A 15076-nucleotide genomic window follows, 5' to 3' on the forward strand; every position below is an offset into this window, starting at 1 on the left:
CCTCACCCGTACAGGGCGGTCCGTCGCGACAGGCCGCATCCTTTTGGGGAAGGCTTCACAGATGCACGCCGTACTGCACGCGCTGTCGATCGCCGGGGCCATGACCTGGGAGATCACCTGGGCCCTGGTTCTGGGGTTCGCGCTGTCCGCGCTCGTCCAGGCCGTGGTCCGCAAGTCCACCGTTGTCTCACTCCTGGGCGATGGCCGGCCCCGCACCCTGGCCGTCGCCGCCGGCCTCGGCGCGGCGTCTTCATCCTGCTCGTACGCGGCCGTTGCGCTGGCCCGGTCGCTCTTCCGCAAGGGCGCGGACTTCACTGCCGCGATGGCCTTCGAGATCGCCTCCACCAACCTGGTCGTCGAGCTCGGCGTGATCCTTGCTTTGTTGATGGGCTGGCAGTTCACCGCCGCCGAATTCGTCGGCGGCCCCATCATGATCATTCTGCTGGCGGTCCTGTTCCGGCTCTTTTTGCGTGCCGAACTCCTGCGCACTGCTCGCGCGCAGGCGGAACGCGGACTGACGGGGTCGATGGAGGGCCACGCCGCGATGGACATGTCCGTTCACAGCGAGGGCTCCTTCGTCCGGCGCCTGTTCTCCCGCGACGGCTTCACCGCCACCAGCCATGTGTTCGTCATGGAGTGGGCGGCGATCCTGCGCGACCTGGTCGTCGGTCTGCTGATCGCCGGGGCCATCGCCGCCTGGGTCCCGGACTCGTTCTGGCGCGCCTTCTTCTTCGAGGGCCACCCCCTCGCGGCCAAGCTGTGGGGCCCGATCGTCGGCCCGCTGGTAGCGATCGCCTCGTTCGTGTGTTCCATCGGCAACGTGCCGCTGGCGGTGGTGCTGTGGAAGGGCGGTATCAGCTTCGGCGGTGTGGTGTCGTTCATCTTCGCCGACCTGTTGATCCTGCCGATCCTCAACATCTACCGGAAGTACTACGGCGCCAAGACGGCCGCCTTCCTGCTCGGCACCTTCTACGTGGCGATGGTCCTCGCCGGGTACATCGTCGAGTTCGCCTTCGGCGGGCTCGGCCTGATCCCCGACCAGGCCGACGCGAGGATTCCCATGGAGGGCGTGAGCTGGAACTACACCACCTGGCTCAACATCGCCTTCCTCTTCCTGGCCGCCGTGCTCCTGGTGCGCTTCATGCGGACCGGCGGACCGTCCATGCTGCGCATGATGGGCGGCTCACCCGACGCCGGCCACGACCACGTCGGCCACCAGCAGCACGGGCAACAAGCAGAAGACACACACGGCAGGCACGACCACTGAAGAACGGTCCTCCACCCACGGGTGGAGGACCAGCTCTGCCCACGGGCCGATCCGTGAACCGCCGCAGGCGTGCTGGAGTGGATCTGTGGCTGCCACCCTGCCGCGCGTGATACCCAGCCCGGACGGCGAACCGGTCCCGCCGCCCGGCACCGCCGACCTCTTCCGGGCCTTCGCCCGAGACCTGGCGGCCGGACGGCGGCCCTGGACGGCCGAGACCGCCCAGTTCATCGCCGCGCGGTTCGACCAGCTCGCCGCCGACTGGGACACCACCCGCGCCACCGGCCGCGACGCCCCCTGCGCGACGCCCTCGCCCGCAGCGGACCACCACCCACAGGCCCCTGGCTCGAACTCGGCTCGGGTACCGGACTGTTCACGCCCCTGGTGAGAACCAACTTTACGCAGGTGATCAGCGTGGACCTGGCGCCGCGCAGGCTGCAGCAGGCTCACCACCGCTCAGCGGTGAGATCCAGGCCGACGCGAGCACGCTGCCGCTGCCCGACTCCTCCGTCATCGCCGTCCTTCCAGTCGCACGTGCCTTCTACGACAGCTCCGGCGATCCCGCCACATCGCTACGCGCCGCCACCCTCGCCCTGGCCACACCCCATCCCCGTTGGTCGCTGTGCATGGGGCGGGCCACAGGGGCACCTGCCCCTGATCATCCAGCTGCCCTCTCGCGTTGCTCAAGCCACTCGAGGTACCAGCTGCGGAAGGTGTGACGGTTTCCGTGTGCATCGACGTACGGCTCGAAGGGCGGGTTGACCGCGCAGTCCCGGTCGCGGAGTTCCCCGCGGTGCGGGCCGACGACGATGAGCCAGCCGGTCATCCCGCATCCGTTGTCGCTGATGGGGATCGCACCCCGCCCGCGTTCCAGGAACCAGACATCGCCGCCGGCGTCGCCGAAGACCTTGCGGTAGTCGTCCAGAAAGTCGTCGTCCTCGTCACGGATGGTGGGTTCGTACTCGGCGGCGCGAAGGGTCGCCATCTGCTGGTCGGCCCAGTCTTCCGTCTCGACGAACGGCCCACTGGGGTCCAGCAGCCAGGGATGGTCCTCGTCGTTCTCCCAGACCCATCCCCACTTCCCGTCGATGCGGCGCAACGACGTGAGCGCGAGCGCCGGTCCGGGACCGCCGGCTCCGACCTCCGCCAGAAACGTGCGGTACTCGTCGGGGAGCGCGACACCGAACTGCGCTTCGACCTCGGCGATCTCGGCGGGAGTCAGGACGGGTTCGAACGTCGGGTGTCCAGACGCCCCACGGCCACGGGCTCGATGCTCGGCCTCCTCCACTGCGAGGACGCGTTCCCGAACTCCCGACCAGTCCATTTGCGTGTTCACGGCTCTCCCATCGACGGCGAGCACGGACATTAGTCCCTGCCGCCGGCATCCCCGACCTCCGTCCGTGCTGTGTTCGCGGCCGCTCGTCTCTACCGTGGTGACGGAGGAGGGATGGCACCTGGGCACGCTGTTCGAGGAGTTGGAAGTCAGCGCGGCAGCGGCTCGGGCTCGGGTAGAAGGAGCTGGAGGCCGAACCGGCTGAGCTGTCCGGGAAGCTGGAGCCGGCCCGTGAGAGCCTGAATTGCCTGCGGATCACACAGGAAACGGCCACCGAGGTTCCTGCGGAGATGGAGCCTGAGGTGCCTGTGACGGCAGACGCCGCACCGTCGCGATCGGGTGAGTAGCGGCGGTGTCCGGGTATGCGGGAGCCGAGCGGCAGGTCATCGGGGTGCCGACCGTGCCGAACTGGCAACCCGGCATGATGCCGGACGTGCTGCCGCCGGTATACCGCGACATCGTGGAAGTGGTTGCCGACGCACCCGTGCGGGCAGTCGTGGTCGACCTGTCCGTACCAGAGGAGGTCGAGCGGGCGTTGGGCCTTCCAGCACACGTCGATGTGCTGGTGAACAAAGCGGGCGCGCGGCGTGCCCGCACAGGGCGGCGGCCTCAAGGAGGTTGCCGAGCAGTGGCGGCGGGTCTTCGGCAGTAACCTCACCAGCAATGGTGGCGCCACGCTCGGGCGTTGGATGTGAGCGCGCGGGCGGTTCCGCACCTGAGGACTGACCTGCGAACCAATCAACGGAGCCACGGCCGGATCGCGGCGAGGGTAACCGTGCCGTGAAAAACGCCCATGCGGACGGCAGATCTGCCGTCGTTCGATGACCTGACCCGTGCCGCTAAGGCTGCTGAGCAGGTCTGGCTTCTCGTTCTCTGCTCCTGCGTGCGGCTAGGACCGGTTCCCTGTGGCTTCGAGCACCTGGAGGGCCGGCCGCATTGCCGTTCTCCTCCAACTCCTGCCTGCTCGCCGCGTGACCTTTCCCGAGGGGCGGCAGCCGCCGCTTTCGAAGGGTAAGTCAGTGGAAGATCCCACCCCTATGGACGCACTCCAAAGGCTGCGTGAACTCGTGCGGCGACCGCGATAGAAGGTCCCAGGGAGGGTCCCGGCCAGCAAGAACGGTCCGAGGACCATAGTGGGCGTGACCGCTCCCGTGCGCGGGTCGTTGAACCGGTCGGACGTTCCGGAGCACAGAGAGACCCCGGGCCGCAGATGCCCGGGGTCTCGTATCTCCGACCGCCGTCAACGGTTGCTCGGCCACCAGGTAAACGCGGCGAACAAGGTTGTGCCAGGCGCCGTTGTTGGCACGATGACCTCATGGAGAAATACGGGGCCAGTGAAACGCCGTCTGCACGCTGGAGGCTGCACCTGAGGTTGCAGGTATCGGCCGAGCCGGGTGTGGGAACAGGGACCTATCTGGGGTCGTTGCGGGATTGGCTGGCCGCGGAAGAGGCACTGCGCGGCCGGGTGGAGCTGCTGGCCCGGACGCCGCAGCCGGGGCGGACGGGGGCCGCGCCGGACGTGCTCGCGGTGGCGCTGGGCTCCGGCGGAGCGGGAGCCGTACCGGCCCAGTCCGTGTCGGCCTGGCTGGTGCAACGCCGTGCGGACGTCACCGTGCACGTGAGCCGCAGCGATGAGCGGGAGGTCACCGTGGAGGTCCGCCGGACAAGCGAACCCCAGGTGGTGATCGGTACGGTCGGGCAGCTGCTGGGCGGCGAGGAGGAGTGAGGCAGAGCACGCCGCGCTTCCCCGACGGTGCCGCTTCCAGGGTGGTCCTCATCGGGTGCAGCGATTTCGACGACATCGATCTGCCCGCGATTCCCGCCGTGAAGTCCAACCTCGCGGACCTCCACTCCGCATTCACGCATGAGACACACGGCATCCTGCCCCATCAACACTGCCGGGTCCTGGCCGATCCGGCCGATCACCGCAGCGTCGGCATGACACTTGCCCAAGCGGCACGCGAGGCCGAGGACCTGCTGCTCGTCTACTACACCGGACACGGGCTGCTGGACGAGGACGGGCTGCTGCACCTCGCGCTGTCCTCCACGGATCCCGGTCATGTCGGCTTCACCGGTGTCCCGGTCGACCTGGTCAAGCGTTACCTCGGCCGGGCCCGGGCACGCCTGCGGGTCCTGGTGCTGGACTGCTGCTTCTCCGGCCGCGCGGTGGCTGCCATGACCGAATCGGGCAGCCTGCTGTCTGCCCAGCTCGGTATGAGCGGCACCTACACCCTCACCTCCACCACGGCCACCGCACCCTCCCACGCACCGCCCGGGCAGCGTCACACCGCCTTCACCGCCGCCCTGCTTGATGCACTGGACCAGCCGCAACCGCTCAGCCTGGACGACATCCACCAGCACATCGACACCCTGCTGCACGGAATGGGGCTGCCGCGACCGCAGCGGCGCTCCGTCAACGCCGCTGGGAACCTGGCCCTCGTCCGTGGCCCGATCCAGCCGCACGCAGGGCCGCCGACCGGCAGCGAGGGAGAGATCCGTTTCCGTCAGCAGCCGCCCGACCCGCCGACCAGGCGCGACACCATCAAGCGCGTCCTGGTGCTTGCTGCCCCCATGGCGGTGGCCGGGCTGTTCGGTGGGTGGCGTACGGCCTTGATGTGGGGCGGCGGGGAAGCCCTCTTCATCGGTCTGATCCTCGTCCCGGTCTTCCTTCGAAGAAATGTCCACTATGATCTCGTCGTCAACAGGGACGGGGTGCGGACCGAGCACGGAACGCATACGACTCACGTGCCGTGGAAGGACGTCGAGTGCGTGGGCGTACTACGCAGGCCGCCCGGGACGGCTCGGATCTCCAACGTGCTCATCGTGCGGCTCAAGGCGGACGCTCCGCGGCCGCCAGTCAGGCACAAGCGGCTCCATCAACGTCTCCCGGACCAGCGCTACGTCATCGTGGGAACACTGACTCTCTATGGAGCCGACCCCATGCGCCTGCGCTCGGCGATCGAACGCTTCGCAGGTGGCATCTACCGTACCGACCAACAGCTACTGGAGATGGATCCACGCCTGGGCTAAGAAGCCGTTGCCCCACCGGATGTGATCACTGAATTTCCGCTGTTCAGGCACAGTTCCCGTGTCGTTGTGGGAGCTTGCGGGCGATCAGTTCGTCCGCGACGACGCGGAGGTGGCTGGTGGCGTCGGTGATGGATTTGCACAGGTCATCGCTCGGGGGGAGCTGGCCGAGGCCCTGGCCGCGCCCGGTGATGCGGCGGATGCGGCCGTGCAGGAGGCACCGGGACCGGTGCGGGTGGCCAAAGCGGTGAAGGTCCCGGTCGCGGGGTCGACCGTGCCGCACTTCGGGGAGGGGATGACGCTGGAGGCACTCGCGCCGGACTGCCGGCGGATCGTAGAGCTGGTGGAGTCCGGTTCGGGATGCGGTGAGGGGGCGATGGCGAAGGAGATCGCGTCCGGGCTGGGGCTGGAGTTGGTGCCAGCGAAGATCGAGGGGTTACGGTCCAAGGCGAGGCGCCTGGCCGAACGGGGCCGGCCAGGGCCTGTCCGGGGGATCTTTGATCCGTATGGTTATAGGCCATGAAGGGTCTGATCTTGCTGTCCGCTGCGTTTGTCGTTTTTGTGATGCCAACCTCACTGGTTTGGCTGCTGGGGCGGCGATTGAGGGTCTCCAGCTGGATGCTGGTCGTGTTCTTGCTGGCCGGGTGGCTGACTGTGTTCGTCGGCTGGGGCCTCTCGCAGCGTGCGCAGCCGAGCCTGTTTCCCGATACGTCGCCCTGCCACGACATCTGTGCCACTCCTGTCTCGCAGTACTTCCCGCCCGACTCGTTCTGCCTCCACGCGGACGGAGAGTTGCGCACGGTCAATGGGCCTAACGCCAAGCTCGTGTTCTGGACCGCCGCCAACACCACCTTGGCGATGGCGATTGCCGCCGCAGTTGCACGGCGTCGTCAACGAGGTTGATCGCGCTCGCCTCATCAAAGGCAACCGGGCCTCAACCGCCCCTGCGGTCGGGAGCCGCGTCAAGCCAACGTGATTCGGCTACCCATCGCTTGGAGGCCGAGCTGGGTGCCGAGGCAGCTTGATCCGGTTGTGCAGATCAGGAACGAAGCCAGAGTCGGATCGACGCGACGGTGACGGTGCCGTGGAAGACGTAGGGGCGCTTGTCGAACCTCGTGGCCACGGCCCGGAAGTTCTTGAGCACGTTGATCGTCCGCTCAACTTCGTTCCTGCGCTTATAGAGCGTCTTGCCGAAGCCGGCGGGCCGACCGCCCTTGCTGCCGCGAGCCTGGCGTTTGGCCCGCTGGTTCTTCGGCTCGGGGATGGTGTGCTTGATCTGGCGTCTACGCAGGTAGCGGCGGTTGCGGCGAGACGAGTACGCCTTATCGCCACCGAGATGGTCGGGCCGGGTGCGAGGGCGCCCCCAGCAGGAGGTCGAGTCCACGCTCACCATCGACCAGTCGATCCGGCCTTCCGCGTCCGCGTCGGCCAGGACAGCCGCGAAGATCCTGTCCCATGTGCCGTCCGCCGACCAGCGTCTGTGCCGCTCGTACACCGTCTTCCACGGACCGAAACGCGCAGGCAGGTCCCTCCATGGCACCCCGGGCGCGCCGCCGGCACAAGATCCCGTTGATGATCCGGCGGTGACTGACCCAAACGGCCACCACGCTTCCCGGACTTCGGGAGATGCGGCTCCAGCCGGACCCGTTCCGTGTTCGAAGATCTCCCCGCCCCATGGCCATGCCAACGACCAGACATCGCGAGGGTCACAGGATCCGTCGGACAGACCTAGCCGTGTCGCCGTCCGGACGGTTCACGCCGCGGCAGCCCACCGTGACTGTTCCTGGCGCCGCCGGGAGCCGGACGGGCGAGGCGACGGCTCATGAGCATGGCCTGCGAGAAGTAGATGAACGCCTATCTGCTGGCGGGCACTGTCTCGAAGTCCCGCACCAGGCGGCGCGAGCGCGTCAGCCACCCCAGGGTACATTCGCCCAGGTTACCGGGCGGCCGGTGTAGCCGTCGTCGGCCCACCCCGGCGTGATCCTGTGGAACCGTGCCCGCAGGCGGGGCAGCATGACGCGGGCGGCCTGGCGGTCGGTGACGTCGGCGGCACACACCAGCACCATCAGCCGCAGGCCCAGGCAGTCCGTGATGACGTGCCGGCGCCGCAACCCAATGTCAGCCCGGCACGACCTCGGGGTACCGGGTGGGCTCACCAGGTCTTCGCAGCAGCGAGCAGATGCTCACGGACGAGCGTGACGTGCGGATTGGTGGAACTGCCTGGGCGTTGGACGAGGTAGGCGGTGTTGATCGGGGGGTCCTCCGGCTGGTGCAGTAGCCGGAGGGCGCCGGAGGCGAGTTCGGTGCGGCAGAGGTAGCTGGGCAGGACGCTCCAGCCGGCGCCGACCGTGAGGGCAGTGAGGACGCTGCGCAGATCGGGGATGGTGATCGCGGCCTGGGCGTGCAGGCGGCGGTCGAAGACATGGCGCCAGTAGCGGCGGGCGATGGGCAGGTCCTCCGCGTAGGCGATCAGTGGCAGGCTTTCCAGGGCAGTAGGCAGTTCCTGTCCTTTGAGCCGTTCGGCCCAGACCGGGGCAGCGACCAGGACGAACTCCTCGTCGGCGAGGAGTTCGGCGTGCAGCGTCCGGCCCCGGGGCCGGCGGGTGGCGACGATGAGATCGTGGCGTCCGGCCCGCAGTTCCTCGAGCAGCGGTTCGGTCAGTCCAATGGCCACCCGCAGCCGGACGTCCTGCGCGACCAGCGGAGCCAGCGTCTGAAGGCCGAGGGTACTCATGAACTCTGCGGGCCCGGCCAGGTGCACCGGTAGCGCGTTGCTGCTTGGCTCCTCGCCGGTGATGTCGGCCAACTGATCCAGGGGAGCTGACAGGCGCGCGGCAAGTTCGTCCGCGTGGGGCAGCGGGGTGACACCGTGCGCCCGACGTTCGAACAGTTCACGGCCCAGACGGTTCTCCAGTGCCCGGATCTGCGTGGTCACGGTGGACTGCGACAGGCCCAGCCGTCGTGCAGCGGCGGTGAAGGACCCCAGGCGGTGCACGGCAAGGAAGGTGCGCAACAGGTTCAGGTCCACCGGACCGAACCCATGAGTGTGTTGATCGCTCACGGCGTCGAGCCTACGAGGTACGCACGGCAGCCACCTGCATCCGTCCCCGTACAGGGCATCGGTTTCTCGATACCTGGTATCGATGCCTTCATTGGCGCGATTACTTCAGCAGCTTTAGCTTCGAGAGCCGGAGCGCTGACGTTCTGAAGTCGGAACGCCAGCGCGTGAACCCCCCGTCTCCCGGAGACCACACCATGTCGAAGATCCTTTTCGTGATGACCGGCGCTGACCACTGGACGCTGGCAGACGGCAGCAAGCGCCCGACCGGCTTCTGGGCCGAAGAGGTCGTGGCCCCGTACCAGGCGTTTACGGCCGCCGGACACGAGATCGTCGTCGCCACACCGGGCGGCGTCGTACCGCCTCTGGACCAGGACAGCCTGGCGCCGCAGTTCAACGGCGGCGAGGAGGGGGCGAAGAAGGTGACGGACGCCCTCGCGTCGATCAGCGAGATTCAGCACCCCATCAGGTTGGAGGACGTCGACCTCGACGACTACGCCGTCGTCTTCTACCCCGGTGGCCACGGCCCGATGGAAGACCTGGCCGTCGATGCGACCTCCGGCAATCTCCTCATCGATGCCCTGGCCTCGGACAAGCCGCTCGGCGTGGTCTGCCACGCCCCGGCCGCGCTACTGGCCGCCACCAAGGCCGACGGCAGCAACGCCTTCGCCGGCTATCGGCTCACCGGTTTCAGCAACGCCGAGGAGACCCAGACCGGCCTCGCGGCCAAGGCCAAGTGGCTGCTCCAGGACCGCCTGGTCGAGATCGGCGCTGACTACCAGGAGGGCGAGCCGTGGGCCCCGAACGTGGTCGTCGACCGCAACCTGGTCACCGGCCAGAACCCCGCCTCCGCTGGACCCGCCGCAGCCGAAATCCTCAAGAAGCTGACCTGAACCTCGCATATCCGGTCGCGCCTGGGAGGGGCACCAGACGCTGCTTTCGCCAGCCAGCCCCCTACGGGCGCAATGCGCAACGCGGACGACATCGGCACCGATAGCGACGGCGACTGAGGCGACCTACGGAACGCCCCCCACCGGACGGGACTGTGGATCGCAGAGCTGGTTCACTTCTACGACGGAGTCCGCCAGGCTGGATTCGAGGTCGACATCGTCAGTTCAGAAGGGGGACAGGTACCGCTGGATCCCCGAAGCATCAGAACGGCCGGCAAAGGGGTACGCGACTACATGAACGATCGCGCGTTCACGTCGAACCTGGACCACACCAGCAAGGCGGCCGACGTCGACCCGGCCCAGCATGCCGCGATCTTCTACATCGGCGGGCATGGCGTCATGTGGGACTTCCCCGGCAATGCCGCGCTTCAGCAGGCCGCGCGGGAGATCTACGAGAACGGCGGCGTGGTCTCCTCGGTCTGCCATGATGCCTGCGGACTGCTGAACATCACGAGTGACGGGACAGAACGCCGGTCCTCACATTGCGAAAATGCGGGTGAGGGCCCGCTGGCAGGCACGGCGGAGCCGGCGGCACGGAGCCGGACCGGCACGCGGGAATCGGCTTGCACCACCGTCTGTTGCCGGCCCGTCCCATCTCAAAGGCCTCGGGTGGGTAGCACTTGCCGTCGCTTCTTGAGACAGCGCCGGAACCCAACGTCATCGGGCTGCATCAAAAAGGTATGAGACATACATCGCAGCGTCGAACCGCCTTGTGTGCCCTGGTTGCCTGCCTGCTCCTGGCCGGATGCGGACGCGCAACCAAGGCAGGGACACCGGCACCTCCCGCCGCCAACGGGGCTGCCCCGGTGATCGGCCCCATCGTCCTGGACACGGGCGGGCGCACCCTTACCGGTCATGCTGCCGTCGGTGGGTGCACCCGCGCCCGCCTGACCGCTGCGGAAACCACCAAGACCGTCACCCTGTCCCTGCTCACCACGCACGACAGCAAGGGGAAGGTTTGCGCGGCCTACTCTGCGGTGGGACCGGTGACCACCACCCTGAGCCGCCCCCTCGGGACACGCACCGTGTATGACAGGGCCACTGGGGAGTGCGTGAAAGTGTACGTGGGATGGCCGGTCAACAAGCCGACGCCTGCACAGTGGAGCCGCATCGCCGGCAGCTGCGGACATTGAGCCTCCGCCGACTTTGAAGCCACAGATCAGCACAAAGGGCTGAGGTGACGGTCTTCCGGGATGCTCACGCTGATTGTGGGCGCAGTCTGTGGAGTAGGTCGCCTGTCAGCGTCGACTTCGGGGTTCGTCAGGACGAGCAGGGCGCAGAGGAGTTGGGGGGCTCGGGCGTGGTCGGTGCGGAGCTTGGCCAGTACGCGCCAGTTCTTGAGGTACGCGAAGCCACGCTCGACCGGTGCCCGTCCAACGGCGAGGACGCGGTTGGCTTCCTTCTGGCCTGGTGTGAGCTTGTGGGCGTGGAAGCCGGTGACGACAACGGGGTCGCGTAAGTCGTTGTCCAACCCGCGGAAGCCAAGGGTTCGCGAGGGCGCCGAGGACGGCGGTGCGCAGCGGCAGACGGCACTGATAGACAAGCGGGCAGGTGTCCTCGACACGTTCATTGGTTTCGTCACACAATTCCAACGGCCTCCGGAGGCACCGTGGTTACCCCTATGGCGCGCTATTCCGGGCGATGGCGTCCTGGTCACAGGCGGGTGATGAAGCGGCCGCCGGGCCACATCCGGCGTGCGGTGCGGGATCAGCATCACCGCACGGCCACAGCTGGCCCGCCGCATCGACTCAGCCTTCACCTGGGACGATCTGGCCTGGCTGCGCTCGCTGACCCGGCTTCCGATCGTCCTCAAGGGCGTGCTCACCGCCGAGGACGCGGCACACGCAGCCGAGTTGGGCGTCGCCGCGATCGTGGTGTCCAACCACGGCGGTCGCCAGCTTGACGGCTCGATCACCCCTCTCGAAGCTCTCCCCGAAGTGGTCTCCGCCGTCGCCGACCGGTGTGAGGTCCTCATCGACGGGGGCATCCGCCGTGGCTCGGACGTGCTGATCGCCCTGGCATTGGGCGCCCGCGCGGTCCCGGTGGGCCGGCCTGTGCTGTGGGGCATGGCCGTCTCAGCAACCGAGGGCGCGCGAGATGTACTCTCCGTCCTCGGCGCCGAGCTGGAGAACGCCATGGCGCTCTGCGGCCGTCCAGACCTCGCGTCCGTTGACGCGGGCCTGGTTCAGCAGGCATCCCGCCGTCCCTCCTAACCTCGTGCTTCCACGAGGTGACCTGTCCGAGGCTTGTTCAGGTGAGCGAAGAGCGCCGCTGACCTTGACCGATCGGAATCGTCTACGGTCCTGCACGCGGTCGGGACAGCTGCACTCCTCAGGTGAAGAAGCGCATCGGGCCGTATGCGTGCCTCAGTGTCGAGGGCAGCGCTTGGGTTGTGGTGACCCGGGGCCAAAGCAGTCTCTCGGTGGGCCTAGAGCGGACGGTTCGCTGTCTGTTTGTATGACCTCTGGAAGTCAGTCCAGGGAGGTCGCAGACATATGGTGTCCATGGAGAGCATTCTCGCGTTCGCGGCGATGTCACTACTCGTGATCGTGGTGCCAGGGCCCAGCGTGCTGTTTGTGATCGGCAGAGCCCTCGCGCACGGCCGCCGCACTGCGCTCGCGACCGTCCTGGGCAACCTGATCGGTTCGTACCTCCTAGTGATCGCTGTGGCGTGGGGCCTCGGCACGCTGGTGGAGACTTCTGCGGCGGTGTTCACGGGCGTGAAACTGGCTGGTGCGGCGTATCTCGTCTACCTCGGCGTTCAGGTGTTTCGGCACCGCAAGGAGATGCGCGCGGCGGACATGGAGGCTCCGGCGGGTGAGCGGCGCGGCGATCTGCGCACGATCCTGGACGGCATTTTCGTGGGCTTCACCAACCCGAAGGGCCTCGTCTTCTTCGCGGCGGTGCTGCCGCAGTTCGTGAACCACTCTGCGGGCCGTGTCCCCCTTCAGATGATGGTGCTGGGGCTGGTCCCCGTCGCCATCGGCATGATCACGGACACGCTTTGGGGACTGGGCGCTTCGGCGGCCCGTTCCTGGTTCGCCCGCTCGGACCGCCGCCTGTCGATGGTCGGCGGGGCGGGCGGCTTCGCGATGATCGGGCTGGGTGTCACCGTGGCAGCGACGGGCCGCGCCGACTAGAGCTTGTCGGGGTGATCACGAGCGCTCAGTTCGACGCGGCACCTTCTCGGAGTTCCACGATCACGAGTGTGCCCCGGCTGCCAGGACGAACCGCGTGGGTTGTGCCTGCCGGAATCATGTAGAGCTCGCCCGCACCGACCGGGACAGGCTGACCGCTGACTTCAAGCTGGAGCTGCCCGTCGAGAACCAGGAGAGCCTCGGGGGCATCGTGGCTCTCCGCCTCGACGGGCATCTCGTCCATCCTCAGCACCTTCACGCAGGCAGTGCCCACGTGCCCCAGCACCCGGGACCGCCACCCTTCCGAGAGGCCTACTGCAGTGTTCATCAGGTTGATCAGGCTCACGACGCACTTCTCCTACCGGCCCGGCGCACAGCCCGGGGCCGCCTTCAACAGTGGATACCTGGACGCTATCCGGCCTGCACTGCTGCTTGGTCGACCGAATGGCAAAGGGTGACAGTACGAAGCTGTGAATCGTGTGCCGCCCTCGTGTCGGCCCGGCAGAAGCTCGTTGTCCCGGGCATGACGGGGCGGGGAGATCTCCCGGACGGGCAGTGGGAGCGGCTGGAGCCGTTGCTGCCGGTGAGTAACGGGCGGTGCGGGCGGTGGCGGGATCACCGGCAGATGATCGAATGGTGGGTGCTTCGATTCCCGTCGGCCGAGCCGATGCGTAGGAACGCGACCCGGTGAAGGCCCGTTCAGTCGGCGTTGGGCCTCTGCTCTGCCGCGGTGTCGTACGCGGCGCGGGCCACGGTGATAGCGGATGCCGCCCGGCCCAGCCGACCAGACCGGCCAGCGAAGGGTGAAGTTCGCGGACCATGGGCGTGAGGCGGCACTCGACTTTGGGCGGCACGGTCGGACACACGGTGCGAATAAGCAGTCCGTCCCGCTCCAGCCTGCGCAGGTTGAGGGTGAGCATCCGCCGGCCGATGCCGTTGACGGCGCGTTCCAGTTCGGTGAAGACGCCTCGTCCCTGAGCGCTTGGTAACACGGGTGTGACTGCGTGACATGAAAGTGCCTCCTTCCGAAGAGCAGCAACGTTATCGATGATGACTGCTGTTGAAATTCGTAAACCAAGGGGGACCATGCCTGTTCGCGCGCTCGTCGTCGATCCGCTCGTATCGGCTGCCGTCCGTCTCGCCGAGGTGCCCGACCCCGTGCCGGAACCGGGTCAGGTCCTGGTGAAGGTCTCCCACGCCTCGTTGAACTACGGCGACCTCAACGACGCCCGCTCCGGGAGGGTCCCTGTGGGTGCGGTGCTCGGTTCGGACGCCGCAGGAGTGGTCGTTCGGGCCGCATCCGACGGAACCGGCCCGGCGGTGGGTACCAAGGTGGTGGCCCTGACCTCGGGGGCGTTCGCTGAGCACTGCGCGGTCGATGTGGGTGCGCTTGCCGAGGTGCCCAAGGGCTTGCGTCTGGCGCAGGCGGCGGCTCTGCCGGTCGCCGGGGTGGCGGCGCTGCGTTCGCTGCGGGCCGCCGGTCTCGGACCGGACAAGCGGGTGTTGGTCACCGGCGCCTCCGGTGGGGTCGGCCGGTTCGCCGTCCAGCTGGCGGCGCGGGCCGGTGCCCATGTGATCGCGTCCGTAGGCTCGGCCGCCCGCGGGGAGGGGCTGGCCGAGGCCGGTGCCGACGAGGTGCTGATCGGACTGGAGGGACTTGAGCAACCGGTCGACGTAGTCGTCGACAGCGTCGGCGGCCCTCAACTGGTCCAGGCCTGGAACCTGCTCGCTCCGGGAGGCAGCCTGCAGAGCGTGGGCTGGACATCCGGGGAATCGGCGGTCTTCCCGCCGTATGCGACCGTCGGCCCGGCCAAGTCGCTGACCTCCTTCGTCATCGAAGGAGACGTCGACGCGGACCTGGCCGTTCTCACCGAACTGGCCGCAGAGGGGGCCCTCGGGGTCGAGATCGGCTGGCAAGGATCCTGGGAACGCTTCGAGGAAGCGGCCGAGGCGCTTCGCGGACGCCGGCTCTCCGGAAAAGCGGTCCTGGAGGTGGCGTCCGGTCAGATGCAGGCCCCGGTACCTTCCCTGCCCGACTAGGAGCTGCCTGGCCGATCACTGCTGATGTGCGTCTGGCCGCTTCTTGAAGCGGCTGCGACGACGGCCGGAAGTCGATTGCACGGGTTTCGCCGGTGCGCCACATTCATCGGATGGATGCAGATGGGGGCCGGAAGCTGGTGCGGGTTGTGCAGACGTGTTCCGCCTGCCCATCGCAGTGGGATGCCTGGACGGCAAACGGCCAGTACTTGTATCTCCGATACCTGCATGGCGAAGGCTGCGTCGAGTGGCATCCCGGCCCTGATATCG

General features: G+C 67.8%; 15 protein-coding genes and 2 pseudogenes. 11 read left to right on the top strand and 6 right to left on the bottom strand.

The features are described 5' to 3' along the window. The first annotated feature begins 61 nt into the window (after positions 1-61). Both ACWC94_RS34555 and ACWC94_RS34560 read left to right on the top strand, forming a co-directional pair. The gene (locus tag ACWC94_RS34555) at positions 62-1267 is read left to right on the top strand and encodes a permease (protein WP_450801238.1); all 1206 of its coding nucleotides are present in this window, start codon (positions 62-64) and stop codon (positions 1265-1267) included. Between the two features lie 85 nt (positions 1268-1352). Then, on the top strand, positions 1353-1652 hold the full coding sequence (locus ACWC94_RS34560) for a hypothetical protein (protein WP_450801239.1): 300 nt from the start codon (positions 1353-1355) through the stop codon (positions 1650-1652). 270 nt (positions 1653-1922) lie between these two features. Here the strand turns inward: ACWC94_RS34560 and ACWC94_RS34565 are convergent, their stop codons facing one another. After that, complete coding sequence (locus tag ACWC94_RS34565) at positions 1923-2600, bottom strand: SMI1/KNR4 family protein (protein ID WP_450801240.1); 678 nt, start codon at positions 2598-2600, stop codon at positions 1923-1925. Positions 2601-3912: 1312 nt separating this feature from the next. Here ACWC94_RS34565 and ACWC94_RS34570 point away from each other — a divergent pair. The 4 genes from ACWC94_RS34570 to ACWC94_RS34585 are packed head-to-tail and all read left to right on the top strand — an operon-like array spanning position 3913 to position 6527. Beyond that, a complete protein-coding gene (locus ACWC94_RS34570; protein ID WP_450801241.1) occupies positions 3913-4323 on the top strand; it encodes an effector-associated constant component EACC1 in 411 nt (136 codons plus the stop codon). Next, positions 4320-5627, top strand: a complete 1308-nt coding sequence (locus ACWC94_RS34575) for a caspase family protein (protein ID WP_450801242.1) — start codon at positions 4320-4322, stop codon at positions 5625-5627. The genes ACWC94_RS34570 and ACWC94_RS34575 overlap by 4 nt, the downstream gene beginning before the upstream one ends. 58 nt (positions 5628-5685) lie before the next feature. Continuing rightward, positions 5686-6147, top strand: coding sequence for a hypothetical protein (locus tag ACWC94_RS34580; RefSeq protein WP_450801243.1), 462 nt, complete (start codon positions 5686-5688; stop codon positions 6145-6147). Continuing rightward, positions 6144-6527 (top strand): hypothetical protein, encoded by a 384-nt coding sequence (locus tag ACWC94_RS34585; RefSeq protein ID WP_450801244.1) that lies wholly within the window; start codon positions 6144-6146, stop codon positions 6525-6527. Before ACWC94_RS34580 ends, ACWC94_RS34585 begins: the two co-directional genes overlap by 4 nt. Before the next feature lie 136 nt (positions 6528-6663). Here the strand turns inward: ACWC94_RS34585 and ACWC94_RS34590 are convergent. Then, a pseudogene (locus ACWC94_RS34590) lies at positions 6664-7300 on the bottom strand (transposase). Between the two features lie 476 nt (positions 7301-7776). Next, positions 7777-8685 (bottom strand): LysR family transcriptional regulator, encoded by a 909-nt coding sequence (locus ACWC94_RS34595; RefSeq protein ID WP_450801245.1) that lies wholly within the window; start codon positions 8683-8685, stop codon positions 7777-7779. Positions 8686-8879: 194 nt separating this feature from the next. Here ACWC94_RS34595 and ACWC94_RS34600 point away from each other — a divergent pair, with 194 nt between their 5' ends. Together ACWC94_RS34600 and ACWC94_RS34605 are read left to right on the top strand one after the other, a co-directional pair. Then, complete coding sequence (locus ACWC94_RS34600) at positions 8880-9575, top strand: type 1 glutamine amidotransferase domain-containing protein (RefSeq protein WP_450801246.1); 696 nt, start codon at positions 8880-8882, stop codon at positions 9573-9575. Positions 9576-9740: 165 nt separating this feature from the next. Further along, the gene (locus ACWC94_RS34605) at positions 9741-10316 is read left to right on the top strand and encodes a DJ-1/PfpI family protein (protein ID WP_450801294.1); all 576 of its coding nucleotides are present in this window, start codon (positions 9741-9743) and stop codon (positions 10314-10316) included. A 475-nt stretch (positions 10317-10791) separates the two neighbouring features. Here ACWC94_RS34605 and ACWC94_RS34610 read toward each other — a convergent pair whose 3' ends face one another. Continuing rightward, positions 10792-11376 (bottom strand): transposase family protein, encoded by a 585-nt coding sequence (locus ACWC94_RS34610; RefSeq protein WP_450801247.1) that lies wholly within the window; start codon positions 11374-11376, stop codon positions 10792-10794. On the opposite strand from ACWC94_RS34610, the gene ACWC94_RS34615 reads away from it, so the two are divergent. After that, entirely contained in the window at positions 11327-11845 is a 519-nt protein-coding gene (locus tag ACWC94_RS34615; protein WP_450801248.1) for an alpha-hydroxy acid oxidase, read from the top strand. The genes ACWC94_RS34610 and ACWC94_RS34615 overlap by 50 nt on opposite strands. A gap of 282 nt (positions 11846-12127) precedes the next feature. After that, entirely contained in the window at positions 12128-12772 is a 645-nt protein-coding gene (locus ACWC94_RS34620) for a LysE family translocator (protein WP_450801249.1), read from the top strand. A 25-nt stretch (positions 12773-12797) separates the two neighbouring features. Here ACWC94_RS34620 and ACWC94_RS34625 read toward each other — a convergent pair whose 3' ends face one another. Further along, positions 12798-13115 carry a cupin domain-containing protein gene (locus ACWC94_RS34625; protein WP_450801250.1) on the bottom strand — a complete coding sequence of 106 codons (318 nt, stop codon included), beginning with the start codon at positions 13113-13115 and terminating at the stop codon, positions 12798-12800. Between the two features lie 353 nt (positions 13116-13468). After that, positions 13469-13761 (bottom strand): annotated as a pseudogene (locus ACWC94_RS34630) (winged helix-turn-helix transcriptional regulator). Between the two features lie 94 nt (positions 13762-13855). Here ACWC94_RS34630 and ACWC94_RS34635 point away from each other — a divergent pair. After that, positions 13856-14809: a zinc-binding dehydrogenase gene (locus tag ACWC94_RS34635; RefSeq protein ID WP_450801251.1), complete on the top strand. Its 954-nt coding sequence runs from the start codon at positions 13856-13858 to the stop codon at positions 14807-14809. Positions 14810-15076: the final 267 nt, after the last annotated feature.

It is taken from the genome of Streptomyces sp. NPDC001135, from assembly GCF_053598395.1.